This window comes from Tepidimonas taiwanensis, from assembly GCF_020162115.1.
GTDB lineage: Bacteria > Pseudomonadota > Gammaproteobacteria > Burkholderiales > Burkholderiaceae_C > Tepidimonas > Tepidimonas taiwanensis.
The window spans coordinates 584,944-604,919 of record NZ_CP083911.1; the positions used below are offsets into that span (position 1 = coordinate 584,944).

20 protein-coding genes and 1 tRNA gene are annotated in these 19,976 nt (G+C 69.3%); 9 read left to right on the plus strand and 12 right to left on the minus strand.

The genetic code is table 11. The features are described from left to right. The first annotated feature begins 5 nt into the window (after positions 1-5). Entirely contained in the window at positions 6-773 is a 768-nt protein-coding gene (locus LCC91_RS02750) for a substrate-binding domain-containing protein (protein WP_052231738.1), read from the plus strand. Positions 774-950: 177 nt separating this feature from the next. On the opposite strand, the gene LCC91_RS02755 is transcribed toward LCC91_RS02750, so the two are convergent. Beyond that, entirely contained in the window at positions 951-2,069 is a 1,119-nt protein-coding gene (locus LCC91_RS02755) for a helix-turn-helix domain-containing protein (RefSeq protein ID WP_058616278.1), read from the minus strand. 217 nt (positions 2,070-2,286) lie between these two features. On the opposite strand from LCC91_RS02755, the gene LCC91_RS02760 reads away from it, so the two are divergent. The 6 genes from LCC91_RS02760 to LCC91_RS02785 all read left to right on the plus strand — a co-directional run bounded on the left by LCC91_RS02760 (position 2,287) and on the right by LCC91_RS02785 (position 7,106). After that, a complete protein-coding gene (locus tag LCC91_RS02760) occupies positions 2,287-2,763 on the plus strand; it encodes a 4Fe-4S dicluster domain-containing protein (protein WP_043703045.1) in 477 nt (158 codons plus the stop codon). A gap of 20 nt (positions 2,764-2,783) precedes the next feature. Then, on the plus strand, positions 2,784-4,631 hold the full coding sequence (locus LCC91_RS02765) for an aldehyde ferredoxin oxidoreductase family protein (RefSeq protein WP_058616279.1): 1,848 nt from the start codon (positions 2,784-2,786) through the stop codon (positions 4,629-4,631). A 66-nt stretch (positions 4,632-4,697) separates the two neighbouring features. Next, positions 4,698-5,975: an NAD(P)/FAD-dependent oxidoreductase gene (locus tag LCC91_RS02770; protein ID WP_143897824.1), complete on the plus strand. Its 1,278-nt coding sequence runs from the start codon at positions 4,698-4,700 to the stop codon at positions 5,973-5,975. A 13-nt stretch (positions 5,976-5,988) separates the two neighbouring features. Beyond that, positions 5,989-6,240, plus strand: a complete 252-nt coding sequence (gene thiS / locus LCC91_RS02775) for a sulfur carrier protein ThiS (protein ID WP_143897822.1) — start codon at positions 5,989-5,991, stop codon at positions 6,238-6,240. Positions 6,241-6,285: 45 nt separating this feature from the next. Beyond that, positions 6,286-6,585, plus strand: coding sequence for a hypothetical protein (locus LCC91_RS02780; RefSeq protein WP_143897834.1), 300 nt, complete (start codon positions 6,286-6,288; stop codon positions 6,583-6,585). A 74-nt stretch (positions 6,586-6,659) separates the two neighbouring features. Then, on the plus strand, positions 6,660-7,106 hold the full coding sequence (locus tag LCC91_RS02785; protein ID WP_143897819.1) for an OsmC family protein: 447 nt from the start codon (positions 6,660-6,662) through the stop codon (positions 7,104-7,106). Here LCC91_RS02785 and LCC91_RS02790 read toward each other — a convergent pair. The 11 genes from LCC91_RS02790 to LCC91_RS02840 form a co-directional block, all read right to left on the minus strand. Then, entirely contained in the window at positions 7,096-8,007 is a 912-nt protein-coding gene (locus tag LCC91_RS02790; RefSeq protein WP_143897817.1) for a recombination-associated protein RdgC, read from the minus strand. The two genes, LCC91_RS02785 and LCC91_RS02790, sit on opposite strands and share 11 nt — an antisense overlap. A 110-nt stretch (positions 8,008-8,117) precedes the next feature. Further along, positions 8,118-8,191 (minus strand) — tRNA-Gly (locus tag LCC91_RS02795). A gap of 101 nt (positions 8,192-8,292) precedes the next feature. Beyond that, a complete protein-coding gene (locus tag LCC91_RS02800) occupies positions 8,293-9,771 on the minus strand; it encodes an NAD-dependent succinate-semialdehyde dehydrogenase (RefSeq protein WP_043703121.1) in 1,479 nt (492 codons plus the stop codon). 136 nt (positions 9,772-9,907) lie between these two features. Continuing rightward, positions 9,908-10,867, minus strand: a complete 960-nt coding sequence (gene speB, locus LCC91_RS02805) for an agmatinase (protein ID WP_143897815.1) — start codon at positions 10,865-10,867, stop codon at positions 9,908-9,910. A 4-nt stretch (positions 10,868-10,871) separates the two neighbouring features. Further along, positions 10,872-11,477 carry a GNAT family N-acetyltransferase gene (locus LCC91_RS02810; RefSeq protein WP_058616286.1) on the minus strand — a complete coding sequence of 202 codons (606 nt, stop codon included), beginning with the start codon at positions 11,475-11,477 and terminating at the stop codon, positions 10,872-10,874. A gap of 121 nt (positions 11,478-11,598) precedes the next feature. Beyond that, complete coding sequence (locus LCC91_RS02815; protein WP_143897813.1) at positions 11,599-12,420, minus strand: ABC transporter permease; 822 nt, start codon at positions 12,418-12,420, stop codon at positions 11,599-11,601. A 14-nt stretch (positions 12,421-12,434) separates the two neighbouring features. Next, a complete protein-coding gene (locus tag LCC91_RS02820; RefSeq protein ID WP_058616293.1) occupies positions 12,435-13,673 on the minus strand; it encodes an ABC transporter permease in 1,239 nt (412 codons plus the stop codon). After that, the gene (locus tag LCC91_RS02825; RefSeq protein ID WP_043703054.1) at positions 13,670-14,701 is read right to left on the minus strand and encodes an ABC transporter substrate-binding protein; all 1,032 of its coding nucleotides are present in this window, start codon (positions 14,699-14,701) and stop codon (positions 13,670-13,672) included. Before LCC91_RS02825 ends, LCC91_RS02820 begins: the two co-directional genes overlap by 4 nt. A 43-nt stretch (positions 14,702-14,744) precedes the next feature. Beyond that, positions 14,745-15,830, minus strand: coding sequence for an ABC transporter ATP-binding protein (locus LCC91_RS02830; protein WP_043703056.1), 1,086 nt, complete (start codon positions 15,828-15,830; stop codon positions 14,745-14,747). Between the two features lie 210 nt (positions 15,831-16,040). Next, positions 16,041-17,252, minus strand: coding sequence for a CaiB/BaiF CoA transferase family protein (locus LCC91_RS02835; RefSeq protein WP_082007696.1), 1,212 nt, complete (start codon positions 17,250-17,252; stop codon positions 16,041-16,043). 159 nt (positions 17,253-17,411) lie between these two features. After that, positions 17,412-18,599 (minus strand): acyl-CoA dehydrogenase, encoded by a 1,188-nt coding sequence (locus tag LCC91_RS02840; RefSeq protein WP_058616288.1) that lies wholly within the window; start codon positions 18,597-18,599, stop codon positions 17,412-17,414. A gap of 157 nt (positions 18,600-18,756) precedes the next feature. Here LCC91_RS02840 and LCC91_RS02845 point away from each other — a divergent pair, with 157 nt between their 5' ends. Next, positions 18,757-19,647: a LysR substrate-binding domain-containing protein gene (locus LCC91_RS02845; protein ID WP_058616289.1), complete on the plus strand. Its 891-nt coding sequence runs from the start codon at positions 18,757-18,759 to the stop codon at positions 19,645-19,647. Positions 19,648-19,831: 184 nt separating this feature from the next. Further along, positions 19,832-19,957 (plus strand): CcdB family protein, encoded by a 126-nt coding sequence (locus LCC91_RS02850; RefSeq protein WP_221934153.1) that lies wholly within the window; start codon positions 19,832-19,834, stop codon positions 19,955-19,957. The last annotated feature ends 19 nt before the right edge of the window (positions 19,958-19,976 follow it).

Consider the following 19,976-nt stretch of genomic DNA (forward strand, 5'->3'; position numbering starts at 1 on the left):
CGCTGATGGCCGCCGTCGCGGCGGTGGCGCAGGCGCAGTCCATCGTGGTGGCGTCGACGACGTCCACCGAGCAGTCCGGCCTGTTTCGGTACCTGCTGCCGCGCTTCGAGGCCGCCACGGGCATCGCCGTCAAGGTGGTGGCCGTTGGCACGGGGCAGGCGCTGGACCTGGCGCGCCGGGGCGATGCCGACGTGCTGCTGGTGCACGACCGCGCGGCCGAGGAGCGGTTCGTCGCCGACGGGTGGGGCGTGCAGCGCCGCGACGTGATGTTCAATGATTTCGTGCTGGTGGGCCCGCAGGGCGATCCGGCCCGTGTGCGCGGCGGCGACATCGTCGAGGCACTGCGGCGCATCGCGGAACAGCGCGCGCCGTTCGTCTCGCGCGGGGACCGCAGCGGCACGCACGCGGCCGAGCTGCGCTACTGGGCGCTGGCGGGCGTGGAACCGACGTCCAACGGGGCGTATCGGGCGTGCGGCTGCGGCATGGGGCCGGCGCTCAACATCGCTGCGGGTACGGGTGCCTACGTGCTGACCGACCGCGGGACGTGGCTCGCGTTTCGCAACCGCGCCGATCTGGTGGTGCTGGTGGAAGGCGACCGGCGGCTGCGCAACGAATACGGTGTGATCCTGGTCAACCCCGCGCGCCATCCGCATGTGCGGGCGGTGGAGGGGCAGCGCTTCATCGATTGGCTGACCGGCCCGGCGGGGCAGGCGGCGATTGCGGACTACCGCATCAATGGCGAGCCGGTGTTTTTCCCAGCGGCGCGCCGCTGAGCCGCGTGGGCGCCCGTCCGCAGGGTGGGAAAGCCTCCTGCTGTGGGGGCGTATGTGGCCGTGGTGCCTCTCGGGCTGCCCGATTGGCGGGGGGCCACGCCGGTGAGATCGAGGGCGGAGCGCCGTCGGTACGGCAAAAGAGGACGAGGACTCGGACCCGGAAGCCGTTCGCGTCCGTCAGCGTGAGGCCAGCTTGCGGTAGACGGTTGCGCGGCTGATGCCGAGCCGCCGCGCGGCCTCGGCCACGTTGCCGCCGGCTTCGGCCACGGCGTGGCGGATCAGGGCGGCCTCTCGCTGGCGCAGTGGCAGGGCGGAGCCGTGCCGTGCCTCGTCCTGCGACGAGCGCACCAGCGCGACGACCCGCAGGCCCGACCAGGTCGGCACCTCCCACGGCCCCCGTCCGCGGCGCGCGGCGTCGAACCAGTCCGACGCGGGAACGGCAAAGACGTCCTCCACGCAGGGCCAGCCGCGCGCGTCGCGGCGCAGGTCCAGCATCTCGGCCGCGGTGCGGTTGACCCCGACGATGCGCCCCTCGCCGTCGAGCGTCAGCAACCCCTCGTCGTCGTCCCCCGGCAGGTGCCCAGGCCACGTGAGGTGTACGCTGATCGCGTGCGGGCGCTGCAGCACGAGCGCGTGCTCGATGCGCCGTGCGGTGACGGCCACCAGGTGCTTGAGCGCGCGCCGCTCCGGGGCCAGCACGCCCGTGAGGTCCAGCATGCCCACACACTGCCCGTCGGCGTCGAAGAGTGGCGCGCCCGCGCAGCTGTACACCGCGGTGTCGTCGAAAAAATGCTCGCCGCGGTGCAGCCAGACGGGCTGGCGCTCGATGAGCGCCGCCCCGATCGCGGTCGTGCCCACCGTGGCCTCCGACAGGTCCACCCCGACGCGCGCGATGGCGTGCACGTGTGGGTTGGCGGCATCGGCCGGGCCGTGCACGTCGATGACCACCCCATGCGCGTCGGTCAGCAGCGCGAAATAACCCGTGTCGGCCATCGCGCGGCCCAGCGTGTGGTCGATCACCGGCCGCGCCGCGGCGCGCATTGCGTGGCTGCGTTCGAGCGCCGCACGCTGCGCGGCGGGACTGACGCAGTCGAACAGCACCCGGTCGCGCGGATGCTGGCCGCGGGCCAGGCAGCGCCGCCACGACGCGGTGATCCACGGCTCGATCGCGTCCAGCGGCGCGGCGGGGTCGTCCAGCAGGCGCCGGCGCGCCGCGTCGATACAGGCCAGCCGACCGGGTGCGGGCGCGGATGGGACAAAGGGGCCGCCGGTGGCGGACCGGGTGGATGGGGTCACGTGTCGTCTCCTCTTGCCGCGGGTCGTCGCCGCGCGGTCGGGTGCGATGCTCGTTGATGGCGGCAGGTGCGCGTGTCGCATTTTGAGAATTTGTGGCGCGACGGGCGCCGGCTCAGGGTTGTCCCTAGGGCGCGTGGGGGATTCTGTGCCAACAATGGCAGGGCGATCAAGACCCCACCAGCGCCCGCGGCGGGCGCCATACACCAGGAGACGACGCATGCAAAAGGTGTTGCACATCGACCCCGGCAAGTGCACCGGGTGCCTGTCGTGCGAGATGGCGTGTTCGTTCGAGAACTACGGCGTCTACGCCACCTCGAAGTCGCGCATCAAGGTGTTCGACTTCCACCACACCGGCCGCAAGGTGCCCTACACCTGCACGCAGTGTGACGAGGCGTGGTGTCTGCACGCCTGTCCGGTCGAGGCCATCACGGTGGACAAGGCCACCGGTGCCAAGGTGGTCAACGAAACGACCTGCGTGGGCTGCAAGGTGTGCACGATCGCCTGCCCGTTTGGCACCATCAACTACGTGCACGACACCGGCAAGGTGCAGAAGTGCGACCTCTGCGGCGGTGAGCCCGCGTGCGCCGACGCGTGCCCGACCGGCGCCATCACGTTCATCGACGCCGACTGGACGGGGCTGGCCCGGATGCAGCAGTGGGCCAACAAGCTCGGCAACCAGGCGGCGGCCGCCTGAGGCGAGAAAAGGAGACCACCATGTCCTGGGCTGGAAAAATCCTGCGTGTGAACCTGACGGCCGGCACCTGCACGCCCGAGCCGCTCAACATGACCTGGGCGCGCCAGTATCTCGGCTCGCGCGGGCTGGGCAGCAAGTACCTGGTCGAGGAAGTCGACCCCAAGGTCGATCCGCTCTCGCCCGACAACAAGATCATCTGGGCCACGGGGCCGCTGACCGGCACGATGGCCTCCACCGGCGGGCGCTACACCGTCATCACCAAGGGGCCGCTCACCGGCGCGATCGCCTGCTCCAACTCCGGCGGCTACTGGGGGGCGGAGCTGAAGATGGCGGGCTGGGACATGATCATCTTCGAGGGCAAGAGTCCCAAGCCCGTGTACCTCTACATCCACGACGACGAGGTCGAGCTGCGCGACGCCTCGCACCTGTGGGGCAAGTCGGTGTGGGACACCGAGGAGATCCTCAAGACCTCGCTGCAGGACCCGCTGCTGCGCATCTCCAGCATCGGGCGCGCGGGGGAAAACCAGGTGCTCTTCGCCTGCGTGGTCAATGACCTGCACCGCGCGGCGGGCCGCTCCGGCGTCGGCGCGGTGGCCGGCAGCAAAAACCTCAAGGCCATCGCGGTGCGCGGCACCAAAGGCGTGGGCAACGTGCGCGACCCCAAGGCCTTCATGCAGGTCACCAAGGAAAAGAAAAAGATCCTGGCCGACAACGCGGTCACCGGGCAGGGGCTGCCCAAGTATGGCACCCAGGTGCTGATGAACGTCATCAACGAAATCGGCGCGCTGCCCACGCGCAACCACCGCGACGTGCAGTTCGAGGGGGCCAAGGACATCTCGGCCGAGGCCATGCTCACCCCGCGGCCGACCGATGGCAAGACGCACCTCGTGACCAATCAGGCGTGCTTCGGTTGCACCATCGCCTGTGGGCGCATCAGCAAGATCGACGAGACGCACTTCAGCGTGCAGAACAAACCGCAGTACTGGGGGGCCTCGGGCGGCCTCGAGTACGAGGCGGCGTGGGCGCTGGGCGCGGCCAACGGCGTGAACGACCTCGAGGCGCTGCAGTACGCCAACCTGATCTGCAACGAGCACGGCATGGACCCGATTAGCTTCGGTGCGACGGTCGGGGCCGTGATGGAGCTCTACGAACTCGGCGTGCTGACCAAGGAGCAGATCGGCATCGAGGCGCCGTTCGGTTCGGCGCGCGCGCTGTGCGAGCTGGCCGACATGACCGCCAACGGCATCGGCTTCGGCAAGGAAATCGGGCTCGGCTCCAAGCGCCTGTGCGAGAAGTACGGCCACCCCGAGCTGTCGATGAGCGTCAAGGGGCAGGAATTCCCCGCTTACGACAGCCGTGGCATCCAGGGCATGGGGCTGGCCTACGCCACCAGCAACCGCGGTGCGTGCCACCTGCGCGGCTACACGGTCGCCTCCGAAGTCCTGGGCATCCCGGTCAAGACCGACCCGCACACCGCCGAGGGCAAGCCCGAGCTGGTCAAGGCGTTCCAGGACGCCACCGCCGCTTTCGACTCGGCGGGGATCTGCATCTTCACGAGCTTTGCCTGGGGGCTGGCGGACGTCGCGCCGCAGGTGGCCGCAGCGTGTGGCGAAGAGTTCACCACCGAGGAGCTGGAGCGCATCGGCGAGCGCATCTGGAACATGGAGCGCGCCTTCAACAACGCCGCGGGCTTCACGGCCAAGGACGACAGCCTGCCGCCGCGCCTGCTGACGGAGCCGGCCAAGACCGGGCCCGCCAAGGGGCTGGTCAACAAGCTGCCGGAGATGCTGCCGAAGTACTACCAGGTGCGTGGCTGGGACGCCGAGGGGCGCCCGACGCCCGAGACGCTGGCACGCCTGGGCCTGTGAACGCGGCCTGATCGCCGAGCCCGAAGCGGCCTGCGAGGCCGCTTCCTTTTGGGGGAGCACGACGACATGACCCATCACGTCATCCTCGGCGCCGGCCCGGCGGGCGTCATCGCGGCCGAGACGATCCGGCAACACGCGCCGTCGGACCGCATCACGCTCATCGGCGACGAGCCCGAGCCGCCGTACTCGCGCATGGCGATTCCGTACCTGTTGGTCGGCAACATCGACGAGGCGGGGACGTATTTGCGCAAGGGCGCCGACCACTACGAGCGGCTGCGCATCGAGCGCGTGCACGCGCGCGCCACGGCGGTCGATACCGACTCGCGCACCGTGCGCCTGGGCGACGGGCGCAGCGTCCCGTATGACCGGCTGCTGATCGCCACCGGCTCGCGCCCCGTGCAGCCGCCGATTCCCGGCATCCACCTGCCGGGGGTGCACCACTGCTGGACGCTGGCCGACGCGCGCGCGATCATGGCGCGCGCCACGCCGGGCGCGCGCGTGTTGCAGCTCGGCGCGGGCTTCATCGGCTGCATCATCATGGAAGCGCTGCAGCTGCGTGGCGTGCGGCTGACGGTCGTCGAGATGGGCGACCGCATGGTGCCGCGCATGATGGGCCCGGCCGCCGGCGGGATGATCCGTGCCTGGTGCGAGGCCAAGGGCGTGACCGTGCACACGAACACGCGGCTGGAGGCGATCGACCACGAGGCACCCTTGTGTGTGCGCCTCTCCAACGGCGAGCGCGTGCCGGCCGATCTCGTCATCATCGCGGCGGGGGTCAAACCGGCGATCCAGTTCCTCGAAGGCTCCGGTATCCGCTGCCTGCAGGGGGTGCTCACCGACGAGCACATGCAGACCAACGTTCCCGGCGTCTACGCCGCGGGCGACTGCGCCGAAGCGTTCGACAAGGTGTCGGGCACGACCATCGTCAGCGCCATCCAGCCCAACGCGGCGGAGCAGGCGCGCGTCGCGGCGCTCAACATGGTGGGCCAGCGCGCGGTGCTGCGCGGGGTGACGCAGATCAACGTGCTCGACACGCTCGGGCTCATCTCGGCGAGCTTTGGCAACTGGCAGGGCGTGCCCGGCGGCGAGCGCGTCGAGCGCATCGACCCGGCACAGCACAAGGTGCTGAGCCTGTGTTTCGACGGCGACGTGATGGTCGGCTGCAACAGCGTTGGGTGGACCGACCACATCGGGGCGCTGCGCGGGCTGGTGGAAGGGCGCGTGCGGCTGGGCGAATGGAAAGACGTGCTGATGCGCGATCCCACGCAGTTCATGGCGGCGTATCTGGCCGCGGCGCAGGCCCAGTCGCGCTGGAGCGGCGCGGCCGACACCCGCCGGCGCTGAAGAGGGCGCGCCGATGCAGGTCACGCTCAAGCTCTTTGCCACGCTCGGCGACCACCTGCCGCCGGGGGCGCGCTTCAACCAGGTGGAGCTGGACGTGCCGGACGGCACGACGGTGCAGGCGTTGATCGACCGCTACCAGTTGCCGCCCAAGCTCGTGCACCTCGTCCTTGTCAACGGGGTGTTCGTGCCGCCCGCCGAGCGGGCCACGCGCGCACTCGCCCCGGGTGACGTGCTCGCGATCTGGCCGCCGATCGCGGGTGGCTGAAGGCACCTTGGTGGTTGACGCCATCGACGCCCGGCGCCATTGACCGTGCAATCCGACTACCCCGAAACCTTCGAGCGGGAGATGGGTTGCACCGTCGACGAATGGCTGGGCTGGCTGCCCGCGGCCATCGGCGATCACCCGTGGGTGCGAGACGGTGACGCGGTCCGCGTGAACCTGGGGGCGGGCACGCTGACGCTGGAATGGCGGCCGCTGCCGCCGCGGCAGATCGCGCTGATACGCCTGCCGCGGCTGTGGGTGCGCTTCGCCTTCGCCGGCGTGGACGCGGATATGCGCCGGCGCTTCATGCGGCGCTTCGATCTGTACATGCAGCGTGGGGGTGGGTGAGGGCGGGCCCCGCCGAGGTCGTGTTTCGATACCCGCGGGGGTGTGTAAGATAGCAGCGTGAAAGGATTCTGCCGATGAATTCCACCGCCACCGTCACGCTGACCCGCCGCAGCGGCTACCAGTTCGAAATCGACTTTGGCTTGGGCACGCCCGCGCTGTTGAGCGACGAGCCGCCGCCGCTGGGCCAATCGCAAGGGCCGACGCCCAATCACCTGTTGCTGGCAGCGGTGGCCAACTGCCTGAGCGCGAGCCTGACCTTTGCGCTGTCCAAGTTCAAGCAGGACCCGGGCACGCTGCGCGCGACGGCGCGCGCCACCGTCGGCCGCAACGAAGCCAACCGCCTGCGCATCCAGCGCATCGAGGTCGATATCGAACTCGAGCGGCCCGGCGCGGCGTACGAGCACCTGGAGCGCATCCTGTCGCAGTTCGAGGAGTTCTGCACCGTCTCGATGAGCGTGCGCCAGGGCATCCCGATCGACGTGCGCGTGCGCGACGCCGACGGGCAGGCGCTCAAGGGCTGACGCCGGCGCGGCGCTCGCCCCCCAGCGCCGCGATCAGGTCGCCGATCAGCGACGACAGCTCGCCGGTGAGCAGCGCCACGTCCGCGTCGAAGCGGTCCGCCGCGTCGCGCTCGTCGTCGCGCAGCACGTCGTCGGCCAGTGCCACGCGGCGCAGCTGACCGGATTCGGTCAGCACGAAGGTCACCCGCCCGTCCCAGTCCAGCGCGAGCCGGGTCGGCCGCTTGCCCTGCTGCAGGTGGTGGCGCATCTCCTGCGGGTCCAGCACGTGGCGCGCGAAGCGCACCACCGCCGGGCTGTCCCCGTCGCCCTTGAGCTCCACCTCCCGCCCCGGCGCGAAGTGCGGCGGCCAGTCGTCGGCGTCTGCGGCCAGCCACCCGGCCATCGCCCCCGCGGGCGACAGCGCCGTGTCGATCGGCTCGAGCCGCAGCCCGTCCACCGCCTTGACCAGCGCTGTCACGACGGCGTCGATGCGCGCCGCGGTGGTCGTGTCCAGCGCCACGCGCCCGGCCGCCACGTCCCACCAGACCCACACGTCGACCGACTGCGCGAACGCCACCGGCAGCAGCGCCTGCACGATCGCGTCTTTGAGTTCGCGTTGTTCGCGCCGCCCGGGCGTGCGGCCTTCGGTCGCCTCGATGTGGGCGCAGCGCGCCTGCAGCTCGCGCCGCACGACGGCGGCGGGCACACGCTTGCGCTCGATGCGGTAGCGCAGCACGCGATGTCCCTGGATCGACTCGATCAGCGGGGCGTGTTCCGCGTCCCGCGGCGGGACCCAGCCCTCGCTGAGCGCCTGCGTCGGGCCACACGGGCTGAAGGTCGCCGCGCGCAGCGCGGCATCGACCGCGTCGAGCGGCGCATCGATGGGGTGGGCCAGGCGAAAGACGGTGAGGTTTTTGAACACGTGAGGGTGCCGCAGGGATCGGCTGAGCCGACGGGTGCCGTCACCGCGCGGCCCGCGCAAAGTCTCGTAAAACACAAACGCCACCGCGGGGGTGGCGTTTGTTGGCGTCTTGGAGCGGGCGATGGGAATCGAACCCACGTCTTGAGCTTGGGAAGCTCAGGTCCTACCATTGAACGACGCCCGCTTCAGGCGGTATTTTATGCCAACTCGGGGCCGAGGCCGGGCGACCATGGGGCGGATTCGCTCGGAACGGTCCGCGTTGTATACGGGGGTTGGCGGGCGCGATCAGCGCAGCACGTCGCCGATGGCCACGTACTTGAGCTCGACGTATTCGTCGATGCCGTGGTGCGAGCCCTCGCGTCCCAGGCCCGACTGCTTGACGCCGCCAAAGGGCACGTGTTCGGTGGCGAGGATGCCGACGTTGACGCCGACCATCCCGTACTCCAGCGCCTCCGCCACGCGGAAAATCCGCCCGACGTCACGGCTGTAGAAGTAGCTGGCCAGCCCGTACTCGGTGGCGTTGGCGAGCTGGATGACTTCTTCCTCGGTGCGGAACTTGAACACCGGCGCAAACGGCCCGAAGGTCTCTTCGCGCGCACACAGCATGTCCGGGCTTGCGTCGGCGACGACCGTCGGCGCGTAAAACAGCCCGCCCAGCCGCTTGCCCCCCGTGAGCACCCGGCCGCCCTTGGCCAGCGCATCGTCCACGTGGCGCTGCACTTTTTCGACCGCGGCCTCCTCGATCAGCGGCCCCTGGTTGACGCCGTCCTCGAAACCGTTGCCGACCTTGGCGGTGGCGACTTTGGCGGCGAACTTCTGCACGAACGCCTCGTACACGCCTTCCTGAACGTAGATGCGGTTGGAGCACACGCAGGTCTGGCCGGCGTTGCGGTATTTGCTCGCGAACGCGCCTTCGACCGCGCTGTCGACGTCCGCATCGTCGAACACGATGAAGGGTGCATTGCCGCCCAGCTCCAGCGAGAGCTTCTTGATCGTCGGCGCACACTGCGCCATCAGGATGCGGCCGACCTCGGTGGAGCCGGTGAAGCTGAGGTGCCGCACCACGTCGCTGGCGCACAGCACCTTGCCAATGGCCACGCTGCCAGGGCCGTCGCTGGTGAGGACGTTGAGTACGCCGGCCGGGATGCCCGCGCGGATGGCGAGTTCGGCGGCGGCCAGCGCGGTCAGCGGCGTCTGCTCCGCCGGCTTGATCACGACCGGGCAGCCCGCGGCCAGCGCCGGGGCGACCTTGCGCGTGATCATCGCCAGTGGAAAGTTCCACGGCGTGATCGCCGCGCACACGCCGATCGGCTGCTTGAGCACGAGCAGCCGCCGGTTGTTGTCGAACGTGGGCAGCGTCTCGCCGTTGACGCGCTTGGCTTCCTCGGCGAACCACTCGACGAAGCTGGCGCCGTAGGCGACCTCGCCCTTGGCTTCCGGCAGCGGTTTGCCCTGCTCGGCGGTCATCAGGCGGCCCAGGTCGTCCTGGTTCGCCATCAGCAGGTCGTGCCAGCGGCGCAGGATGTTGGCGCGCTCCTTGGCCGTCTTGTTGCGCCAGGCGGGCCAGGCCGCGTTGGCCGCGGCGATCGCGCGCTCGGCGTCGGCCGGGCCGAGCTTGGCCACGTCGGCCAGCTTCTGGCCCGTGGCGGGGTCGTACACGTCGAAGCGCTCGGTTCCCGCGACCCACTGCCCGTCGATCAGCGCGTCGGTCTTCAGCAGCGTCGGGTCCTTGAGCTGTGCCAGCGGTGTGGCCTTCATGTCCATCGTCGTCTCCGTCACGTTCACACGATCCTGTCACTGTAGCGCGAAGCGGCCGTGCCGACCGGTACAGCACGCGACAGCCGCCGCGCCCCCTGTGCGGGCGGCGTGGCCGGTACAGCGTCGGACGGCCCCCGGGAGCTCACCGGTAGGCCACGCCCGGCAGCACGCACAGCATCTCGTACAGCAGGTTGGCGCCGAGCAGCGCGGTGTTGCCGCTCGGGTCGTACGGCGGCGCCACTTCGACCAGATCGCACCCCACGAGGTTGAGCCCGCGGCAGCCGCGGATGATCTCCAGCGCCTGCGGCACGGTCAGGCCGCCGATTTCCGGCGTGCCGGTGCCACCGGCGTAGGCGGGGTCGATGCCGTCGATGTCGAAGCTGAGGTAGGTCGGCGTGTCCGGCCCGATGGCGGCGCGTATCTCGTCCATCAGCGGTGCGAGCGACCGCCACCAGACCGCGTGCGCGGGCACGAGGTGAAAGCCTTGCGCGCGCGGCCAGTCGAAATCGTCGGCCGCATAGCCGCTGCCGCGCAGGCCGATCTGCCAGACTTTGTCGCCGATCAGCAGACCTTCCTCCACCGCACGGCGAAACGGTGTGCCGTGGGCGATGCGTTCGCCGAACATGTCGGGGTTCACGTCGGCATGCGCGTCCACATGGATCAGCGCCACCGGGCCGTGTTTCGCCTTCATGGCGCGCAGGATGGGCAGGGCGATGGTGTGGTCGCCACCCAGCGTGAGTGGGATGCAGCCGGCGTCGAGGATCGGTTTGTAGTGCCGCTCGATGATGTCCACCGACTTGAGCAGGTTGTAGGTGTTGATGGGCACGTCGCCCAAGTCGGCCACCTGCAGCGCCTCGAAGGGGGCGGCGCCGGTGGCCATGTTGTAGGGGCGGATCAGGCAGGACTCGGCACGGATCTGGCGCGGGCCGAAGCGCGCGCCGGGGCGGTGGCTGGTTCCGATGTCCAGCGGCACACCGATGAAGGCGGCGTCGAGCCCTTCGGGCGAGGCGGCGGTGGGCAGTCGCATCATCGTCGCCGGGCCGCCGAAGCGCGGCATTTCGTTGCCGCCCAGCGGCTGGTTGAAAACGGTGGGTTCGGTCATGGGCTCAGGCACGCGGACGCGAGAGCTGGAAATCCAGGTGGGCCTTCACGCTGGGCCATTCGCTGGCCACGATGCTGTAGACGCAGGTGTCGCGCAGCGCTCCTTGGGCGTCGGGGTGCGGGTTGATCTGGTGCGAGCGCAGCACGCCGTCGAGCTTGGCGCCCAGGCGTTCGATGGCCCGGCGGCTCTGGTGGTTGAAGAAGTGGGTGCGGAACTCGACCGCGATGCAATTCAGTGTCTCGAAGGCGTGGGTCAGCAGCAGGCGTTTGGCCTCGGTGTTGAGCGCGCTGCGCTGCACGGACTTCCGGTACCAGGTGGAGCCGATCTCGACGCGGCGGTTGGTGGCGTCGATGTTCATGTAGGTGGTCATGCCGACCGCCTTGCCGCTGGGGTCGAGCACGGCAAACGGCAGCATGCTGCCGGCCTGTTGCAGGCCCAGGCGGCGCCGGATCTCGGCCGCCATGCCTTCGGGCGTGGGGATGGCCGTGTACCAGAGCTTCCAGAGTTCGCCGTCGCGTACCGCTTCGACCAGGTCGTCGTGGTGCTCGGGCCGCAGGGGAACGAGGCGGACATGTTGCCCGGTCAGGGTGGTGTCGGTGGTGAAAGACATGTCATTCCTGTTCAGCGGCGGGGCGAGATGGCATCACAAGGGCCAGCCGCCGGTCCGACCCAAGGCAGGCCCAGCCCCCTCGGGGGGGCAGCGATCCGCGCAGCGGTGGAGCTTGGGGGCATCATTTCCTGCGGCCGCGCAGCCACTCCAGCGTCAGCATCAGCGCAGTGGTGAACAGCGTCAGCAGCGTGGCGACGGCGGCGATGGTGGGCGAGATGTTTTCGCGGATGCCGGTGAACATCTGGCGCGGCAGCGTCACCTGCTCGGGGCCGGCGAGGAACAGGGTCACGACCACCTCGTCGAACGAGGTCGCAAACGCGAACAGGGCCCCAGAGATCACCCCCGGCGCGATCACGGGCAGCGTGACGCGGCGAAACGTCTCGATGGGTCCGGCCCCCAGGCTCAGGCTGGCGCGCACGAGGTTGGTGTTGAAGTTTTGCAACGTCGCCATCACGGTGGTGACGACGAAGGGTGCGCCCAGCGCCGCATGCACGAGGATCAGCCCGAGGTAGGAGTCGTTGAGCCCGAGCCTGGCGAAATACAGGTAGGTCCCCACACCGACCACGACGATGGGCACGACCATCGGCGCGATGACGATGCTGTTGATGAGCTCCTTGCCAGGGAAGCGCGTGCGCGCCAGCCCCATCGCCGCGAGCGTGCCGAGCACGGTGGCGATCAGCGTCGCCGCCGGGGCGACGATGAAGCTGTTGCGCGCCGCCCGGATCCACTCCGGTGCGTGCCACATCTCGCGGTACCAGCGCAGCGACCAGTTCTCGATCGGGTAGGCGAGAAAGGTGCTGTCGCTGAACGACAGCGGCACGATGGCCGCGATCGGCAGCACGAGGAACACCAGCACGGCGACCGCGGCGGCGCGCAGCAGCCACCAGCCAATGTGGTCGTACCAGCGGTAGTGGGTCGGCAGGTCGGGCAGCCAGCGTCGCATGGGCCGTCTCCTCCTCAACCCAGGCTCAAACCGCCGCGCGAGACGCGCCGGTAGAACACGAACAGCACCAGCGTGGCCGACAGCAGCACCGCCCCCAGCGCGCACGCCATGCCCCAGTTCACCTCGACGTTGGTGTACTGCGCGATGTAATAGCTCAGCATCTGGTCGCTGGCGCCTCCCAGCAGCGCGGGTGTCACGTAGTAGCCGATGGCGGTGATGAACACCAGCAGGCAGCCCGCGGCGACGCCGGGATAGGTCTGCGGCAGCACCACGCGCACGAAGGCGGCGAGCGGGTGGCTGCCCAGCGAGACGGCCGCGCGCAGGTAGTTCGGGGGAATGGTTTTCATCACGCTGTACAGCGGCAGGATCATGAACGGCAACAGGATGTGCACCATCGCGATGACGACACCGGTGCGGTTGAACAGCAGCGGCAGCGGCCCGTCGATCAGCCCGATGCCCTGCAGCCACTGGTTGATGAGTCCGTTGTTCTGCAGCAGCACGATCCACGCCGCGATGCGCACCAGCACCGAGGTCCAAAAGGGCAGCAGCACGAGGATCAGCAGCAGGTTGGCGCGCCGCTCCGGCAGGGTGCTGAGCCAATACGCCAGCGGATAGGCCATCAGCAGCGCAACCAGCGTGACGACCGCGCTGATCTCGAACGTGCGCCATAGGATCTGCGAAAACACCGCCTCCTCGGGCGGGATGCGCTCGATGCCGCCGTCGACCGAGCGGCGCAGATCCACCGACGCCAGCAGGTAGTCGGGCGTCCAGCGCTGCGTGTTCTTGGCGATCGCCTGCCAGTAGGGTAGCTCCGCCCAGCGGGGATCGAGGTCCAGCAGCGCCTGCCGGGCGTCCGCCGGCGGTGCGGTCCATTCGCGCACGGCGCGGTAGGTGCCCATGATCAGCGAGCGCGCACCGGGCGCCTCGCTGTTGAGGCGGCGGGCCAGCGCGCCGGCCTGCGCCGTCTCGTCGATCGCACGCAGGTCGGCGGCGACGGCCGCGAACGCGGCCGCGGGCGGCTCGGTGCCGCCATCCCAGTCGGCCAGGGCCCGTGCGGTGGCGGGCAGCGCGTCGGCGACCTCCGGGTTTTCCACGGCGCGCACCAGCAGGCTCGCCAGCGGCACCAGGAAAAACACCAGCAGGAACAGCAGCAGCGGGGCGGTCAGCGCCGCCGCGCGCCACTGTTGCCGGCGCTGGGCGCGGCGCAGCTGCCGCGCCAGCGCCGGGCCCGCGGGGACCGCCGCCGCCGTCATTGCGCCGCCCACGCCGCGAAGCGCTTCTCCAGAGCCTCGCCCTGATCCGCCCAGAAGCGGATGTCAAAGCGCAGCGCGTCCTTGCTGTTGGCGGGCGAGGTGGGCAGTTGCTCCAGCACCTTCGCGTCGAGCCGCGCCAGCGCCTTGTTGTTGGTGGGGCCGTAGGAGATCAGCTTGGCGTATTCCGCTTGGGCTTCCGGCGTGCTGGCCGCGGCGATGAAGCGGTGGGCCAGCTCCTTGTTCGGCGAGCCCTTCGGGATCACCCAGTAGTCGAGGTCGTAGATGCCGCCCGTCCAGGTGATCTTGAGGTTGCGGCCCTCGCGCTGCGCGGCGTCGATGCGGCCGTTGTATGCGGTGGACATGACCACGTCACCGGCGACGAGGAACTGCGGCGGTTGCGCGCCGGCTTCCCACCACTGGATGTGGGGTTTGAGCTCGGTCAGCTTGCGAAACGCCCGGTCCGCGCCTTCCTTGGTGGCGAGCACCTTGTACACATCGGCCGGCGCCACGCCGTCGGCCATCAGCGCGAACTCCAGGTTGTAGCGCGCGCCCTTGCGCATCCCGCGCTTGCCCGGGAATTTCTGCACGTTCCAGAAGTCGGCCCAGCTGGTCGGCGCGGTTTTCAGGCGGTCGCCGTTGTATGCCAGCACCGTCGACCACACGAAGATGCCGACACCGCAGTCGTGCACCGCCGCGGGCTGGAAGTCGGCCTTGTTGCCAATCTTGCTCCAGTCCAGGCGCTCGAACAGTCCCTCATCGCAGCCCCGATTCAAGTCAGGGCTTTCGACCTCGACGACGTCCCAGGTGACTTTTTTCGCCTCGACCATCGCCTTGATGCGGGCCTGTTCGCCGTTGTATTCGACCGCCGTGATGCGGACGTTGTGCGCTTTCTCGAACGGCTCGAAATACGCCTTCTTTTGTGCCGCGCCGTTGGCACCGCCGAAGTTGACGACGGTCAGGCTTTGCTGCGCGTGGGCGACGCCGCCCAACAGGGCTGCCGCGGCGAGAAGCGTGGTGGTCAGACGCATGGTGGGTGTTCTCCTTTGCATCGGTGGTGGTGAGGTGAGAGGGTTATCGGTAGCAGCGCAAGTGGGGGGCGGGCAGGTGCAGTCGCAGCGTCTCGCCGGGGGCGTGGGGACGCTGCGACAGCGGCCGCTTGGCGATGAGTTCGGTCCCGTCGCGGCGCCGGCAGCGCAGGCGCAGGTGGTCGCCGAAGTAGATGACGTCCTCCAGCGTGGCGTCGATGACGTTGCCGCCCGGTGGTGCGTCCGCGGCTTCCAGCACCTCGATGCGCTCGGGCCGGATGCAGCACTGCACCGGCTCACCCGCGGCGGCGCCGTTGACGTTGACGCCGCGCAGCCGGGTGCCGTCGCCGAGGGTGACGACGACGTCGTCCCCGGCGGCTTCGACGACGCGTCCATCGAGCGCGGTGTTGTCGCCCACGAAAGATGCGACGAAGCGGTTGACCGGTGTTTCGTAGAGGCGCTCGACGCGGTCGATCTGCTGGATCACGCCCTCATTGAACACCGCCACGCGGTCCGACATGGTCAGCGCTTCGGACTGGTCGTGCGTGACGTAGACGAACGTGATGCCCAGCTGCCGGTGCAGCGCCTTGAGTTCGAGCTGCATGTGCTCGCGCAGCTGTTTGTCGAGCGCGCCGAGCGGCTCATCCATCAGCACGAGCTGCGGGTCGAACACCAGCGCCCGCGCCAGCGCCACGCGCTGCTGCTGGCCGCCGGAGAGTTGCGCCGGGTAGCGGTCGGCCATGCGGCCCATCTGCACCATGTCCAGCGCACGCCGCACCTTGGCCTCGCGCTCGGCGCGTGGCACGCGGCGCACCGTCAGCGGGTAGGCGATGTTGTCCGCCACCGTCATGTGCGGAAACAGCGCGTAGTTCTGGAACACCATCCCGAAATGCCGCTTGTGCGGCGGCGTGTGGGTGATGTCGCGGCCCCGCAGCCGGATCTCGCCGGCGGTGGGCGTCTCGAAGCCCGCCAGCATCATCAATGTCGTGGTCTTGCCCGAGCCCGACGGGCCCAGCAGCGAGAGGAATTCGCCCGCTTCGATGTCGAGGTGCAGGTCGCGCACCACGAGGTGCTCGCCGTCGTAGGTCTTCTGGACGCCGCAGAAGGTCACCAGGGGGGCTTGTGTCGTCATTCGTCGTTGTCAAGTGCCACTGGTGTGTGAATCTACCGACCAAATAACCCCTCTAACGATACAGTTTCACCGTTGCACAAGCCAACATGTACTGCTCAAGAATCCGCTACAGGGAAACCCTGATGGTGCGGGCCAAGTCCTTTGGCGGTCAACCCGCACCGCAGCCGTGCAGCTTGGCACCACCGCGGTGCGTTGGTGGGCGGCAGAGACTCAGCTCCACTGCGCTGGATCGCTGTTTAAACTCGGCGGTGGCCGCTCGGCTGTCGGGCGTATTCCGTCAAACAGCACGGGGTGTGCGACCATCGGCGGGCGGTCGGACTGACCAGGCACAACCAGACCGCGTGCCTGTACCTGCGGGTGCTGCATCACCTGCGCGATGTCGTTGATGGGCGCGCACGGCACGCCGGCCGCGTCCAGCGCCTGCACCCAGTCGGCCGTGTCGCGGGTGCGCGTCCACGCGGCGATCTGCGCCACCAGCGCCTCCCGGTGCTCGACGCGCGCCGGGTTGGTGGCAAAGCGCACGTCGCGCGCCACCTCCGGATGGCCGGCGACCTCGCAAAAACGCTGGAACTGCCCGTCGTTGCCCACCGCCAGTACGAGGTGTCCGTCGCGCGTCGGGAAGGCCTGGTACGGCACGATGTTGGGGTGGGCGTTCCCCATGCGCCGCGGCGTGCGCTGGCCGATGAGCTGGTTGCTCGCCTGGTTGGCGAGCATCGCCACCTGCACGTCGAGCAGTGCCACGTCCAGCACGCGCCCGCGCCCGGTGCGCTGGCGCTCGTGCAGCGCGGCGAGGATGGCCGTGGCGGCGTAGACGCCGGTCATCAGGTCCACGACCGCGACGCCCACCTTCTGCGGCTCGCCGTCGGGCTCGCCGGTGATGCTCATCAGCCCGCCTTCGGCCTGGATCGCAAAGTCGTAGCCCGCCTTGTGCGCGAGCGGCCCGGTTTGCCCGTACCCGGTGATCGAGCAGTAGATCAGCCGAGGGTTGAGCGCCTGCAGGCTGCGCGCGTCCAGCCCGTACTTGGCCAGTTGCCCGACCTTGTAGTTTTCGATCAGCACGTCGGCCTCGCGGGCGAGCGAGCGCACCTGCTCGATCCCGGTGGGGGAGGCGATGTCGATTGCGACCGATCGCTTGCCGCGGTTGGCGCAGACGAAATACGCCGCCACGCGGGCATCATCATGGCCCCCGGCGGGTTGCCACCACGGTGGACCCCAGGCGCGGGTGTCGTCGCCGCTGCCCGGGCGCTCGACCTTGATGACGTCGGCGCCGTAGTCGGCCAGGATCTGGCTGGCCCACGGGCCGGCCAGCACGCGCGACAGGTCCAGCACCCGCACACCGGCGAGCGGACGGGGTGCAGGGGGGGCAGAGGGTTCGCCCTGCCCGTCTGTCGGCGCCGTATGGGTGACATGCGCTTGCTGCATAAGGACGTTCGGTATGGCTGGGTCAAGAGTTGGGACGGGCCTGTGCAGCCCGCACCACCGCTGGGTCGAGTGAATCCCGATTCGATGACTGCGCGAGCGATCCGGACGGTTATTGCACCTTTACGCGGAGGTTTCGGACCGGCTCACGCAGCCCGCGTCTCAGTTGGCGAAGGCCGCGATGCCCGTGATGGCGCGGCCCAGGATCAGCGCGTGGATGTCGTGCGTGCCCTCGTAGGTGTTGACCACCTCGAGGTTGACCAGGTGGCGCGCGACGCCATACTCGTCGCTGATGCCGTTGCCGCCCATCATGTCGCGCGCCAGCCGCGCGATCTCCAGCGCCTTGCCGCAGCTGTTGCGCTTGAGGACCGAGGTCAGCTCTACCGGCGCCTTGCCCTCATCCTTGAGCCGCCCCAGCCGCAGGCAGCCCTGCAGGCCCAGGCTGATTTCCGTGAGCATGTCCGCCAGTTTTTTCTGGATCAGCTGGTTGGCGGCGAGCGGCCGGCCGAACTGCTGGCGGTCCAGCACGTACTGCCGCGCGCGGTGGAAGCAGTCTTCCGCCGCGCCCAGCGCGCCCCAGGCGATGCCGTAGCGGGCGCTGTTGAGGCAGGTAAACGGCCCCTTGAGTCCGCGCACCTCGGGGAAGGCGTTTTCCTCGGGGCAAAAGACCTCGTCCATCACGATTTCGCCGGTAATGGACGCGCGCAGCCCCACCTTGCCGTGGATGGCCGGCGCCGACAGGCCCTTCCAGCCCTTTTCCAGGATGAAGCCGCGGATCTGGCCCTCGTCGTCCTTGGCCCAGACGACGAACACGTCGGCGATCGGGCTGTTGGTGATCCACATCTTGGCGCCGCTGAGCGAATAGCCGCCCGGTACCTTGCGCGCGCGGGTGACCATGCTGGCGGGGTCGGAGCCGTGGTTCGGCTCCGTCAGGCCAAAGCACCCGACCCACTCGCCGGTGGCCAGCTTCGGCAGGTATTTTTGCTTTTGCGCCTCGGTGCCGAACTCATAGATCGGCACCATCACCAGCGACGACTGCACGCTCATCATGCTGCGGTAGCCGCTGTCGACACGCTCGACCTCACGCGCGATCAGTCCGTAGCTGACGTAGTTGAGGCCCGCGCCGCCGTACTGCTCGGGGATCGTGGGGCCGAGCAACCCGATCGAGCCCATTTCGTTGAAGATGGCGCGGTCGGTCTTTTCGTGGCGGAACGCCTCCTGCACGCGCGGCAGCAGCCGCTCCTGGCAGTAAGCGCGGGCCGCGTCGCGCACGGCGCGCTCGTCGGCCGTCAGTTGGTCATCGAGGAAAAACGGGTCGGCCCAGTCGAAGGCGATCTTGGTCTGGCTCATGGGGCATCCTGTGGGTAACGGGGGAGGGCGCTGCGTCCCGTCCGGCGGGACGCAGCGCAACCGTCACCATCGTAGTCGCGCCCAGCGTGCGATAGCAAACGAAATTTTCTGCACGCGATATGATGCGATTGCATATCACCACCACGGAAGTCCACCGATGCGCCGTCGCTTGCCCTCCATCCAGGCGCTGCAGTGTTTTGAGGCGGCCGCGCGGCACCAGAGCTTCACGCGCGCGGCGCAGGAGCTGGCGCTGACGCAGGGCGCGGTGTCACGGCAGGTGGCCGCGCTGGAGGCATTTTTGGGCGTGGCGCTGTTTCGACGCACGCCGCACGGCATGGCGCTGACCGCGGCGGGGGCCGACTACGCACGCCACGTGCGGCAGCGGCTGGACGCGCTGGAGCGCGACGCGGTGGACGTGATGGGCCGGCGCGGGCAGGGCGACAGCCTGACGCTCGCGGCGGTGCCGACGTTCGCCGCGCGCTGGCTGATCCCGCGCCTGCCCGACCTGGCCGCGCGGCAGCCCGGGCTGCTGGTGCACTTCGAGACGTGCACGCGTCCTTTTTTGTTTGCCGACACCGGCATCGACGCGGCAATCTGGGCCGGCACGCCGCAACAGGTGCAACAGTGGGCGGGTACGCGCGCCACCCACCTGATGGACGAGGACGTGCTGCCGGTGTGCAGCCCCCGCCTGCTGCCCGACGGCCAACCGGTGACCCCCGAGGCGCTGGCCCGCATGCCGCTGCTGCAGCAAAACACCCGGCCGGAGGCGTGGCGGCAATGGTTCGACGCGCAGGGCGTCGACGCCCCGCAGGCAATGGCCGGGCCGCGCTACGAGCTGTTTTCGATGCAGGCCGCCGCCGCCATCGCGGGCCTGGGCGTGGCGCTGATGCCCACGCTGCTGGTGCAGGACGAACTGACCCGCGGTGCGCTGGTCGTCGCCTGTCCGCGCCCGCTCAAAGCACAGCGGGCGTATTACCTCGTGCAGCCCGAGGGGGCAGAGCGCGAGGCGCTCACGCGCTTCAAGGCGTGGCTGATCCAGCTGCGGTGACCCTTCCGATTTTGGATGAGGGATGCGCACGTACAACGCGCATCTAGATTTCCTAGGGCGATCACTATGTCCGTGCCGTCCGCGTCGTCCGCTCGTCGAATGCGCACCGGCTCCGCGCGTCCCGTTGATGTCGCGGCACCGGCCAAACGACCTGTCAACCTCAGTTTGAGTGTGGATGTGCTCGATGAGGCCAGGCGCCTTTGGCGGTGTCGTTCCCCCGGAGCGCCTGATGCCGGTGATCGACGTTGGCGGCGTTGCGGTCGTCTTGGAAACACCGAAGATGGCGGCCGTGCCGCGCCGCGTGCTGTGACGACCGTTGGCCCATGTGT

Coding starts and splice junctions, on each gene's coding strand:
- LCC91_RS02750 (WP_052231738.1), top strand. CDS start 6: ATGGCCGCCGTCGCGGCGGTGGCGCAGGCGCAGTCCATCGTGGTGGCG.
- LCC91_RS02760 (WP_043703045.1), top strand. CDS start 2,287: ATGCAAAAGGTGTTGCACATCGACCCCGGCAAGTGCACCGGGTGCCTG.
- LCC91_RS02765 (WP_058616279.1), top strand. CDS start 2,784: ATGTCCTGGGCTGGAAAAATCCTGCGTGTGAACCTGACGGCCGGCACC.
- LCC91_RS02770 (WP_143897824.1), top strand. CDS start 4,698: ATGACCCATCACGTCATCCTCGGCGCCGGCCCGGCGGGCGTCATCGCG.
- thiS (WP_143897822.1), top strand. CDS start 5,989: ATGCAGGTCACGCTCAAGCTCTTTGCCACGCTCGGCGACCACCTGCCG.
- LCC91_RS02785 (WP_143897819.1), top strand. CDS start 6,660: ATGAATTCCACCGCCACCGTCACGCTGACCCGCCGCAGCGGCTACCAG.
- LCC91_RS02800 (WP_043703121.1), bottom strand. CDS start 9,771: ATGGACATGAAGGCCACACCGCTGGCACAGCTCAAGGACCCGACGCTG.
- speB (WP_143897815.1), bottom strand. CDS start 10,867: ATGACCGAACCCACCGTTTTCAACCAGCCGCTGGGCGGCAACGAAATG.
- LCC91_RS02810 (WP_058616286.1), bottom strand. CDS start 11,477: ATGTCTTTCACCACCGACACCACCCTGACCGGGCAACATGTCCGCCTC.
- LCC91_RS02815 (WP_143897813.1), bottom strand. CDS start 12,420: ATGCGACGCTGGCTGCCCGACCTGCCGACCCACTACCGCTGGTACGAC.
- LCC91_RS02820 (WP_058616293.1), bottom strand. CDS start 13,673: ATGACGGCGGCGGCGGTCCCCGCGGGCCCGGCGCTGGCGCGGCAGCTG.
- LCC91_RS02825 (WP_043703054.1), bottom strand. CDS start 14,701: ATGCGTCTGACCACCACGCTTCTCGCCGCGGCAGCCCTGTTGGGCGGC.
- LCC91_RS02830 (WP_043703056.1), bottom strand. CDS start 15,830: ATGACGACACAAGCCCCCCTGGTGACCTTCTGCGGCGTCCAGAAGACC.
- LCC91_RS02835 (WP_082007696.1), bottom strand. CDS start 17,252: ATGCAGCAAGCGCATGTCACCCATACGGCGCCGACAGACGGGCAGGGC.
- LCC91_RS02840 (WP_058616288.1), bottom strand. CDS start 18,599: ATGAGCCAGACCAAGATCGCCTTCGACTGGGCCGACCCGTTTTTCCTC.
- LCC91_RS02845 (WP_058616289.1), top strand. CDS start 18,757: ATGCGCCGTCGCTTGCCCTCCATCCAGGCGCTGCAGTGTTTTGAGGCG.
- LCC91_RS02850 (WP_221934153.1), top strand. CDS start 19,832: ATGAGGCCAGGCGCCTTTGGCGGTGTCGTTCCCCCGGAGCGCCTGATG.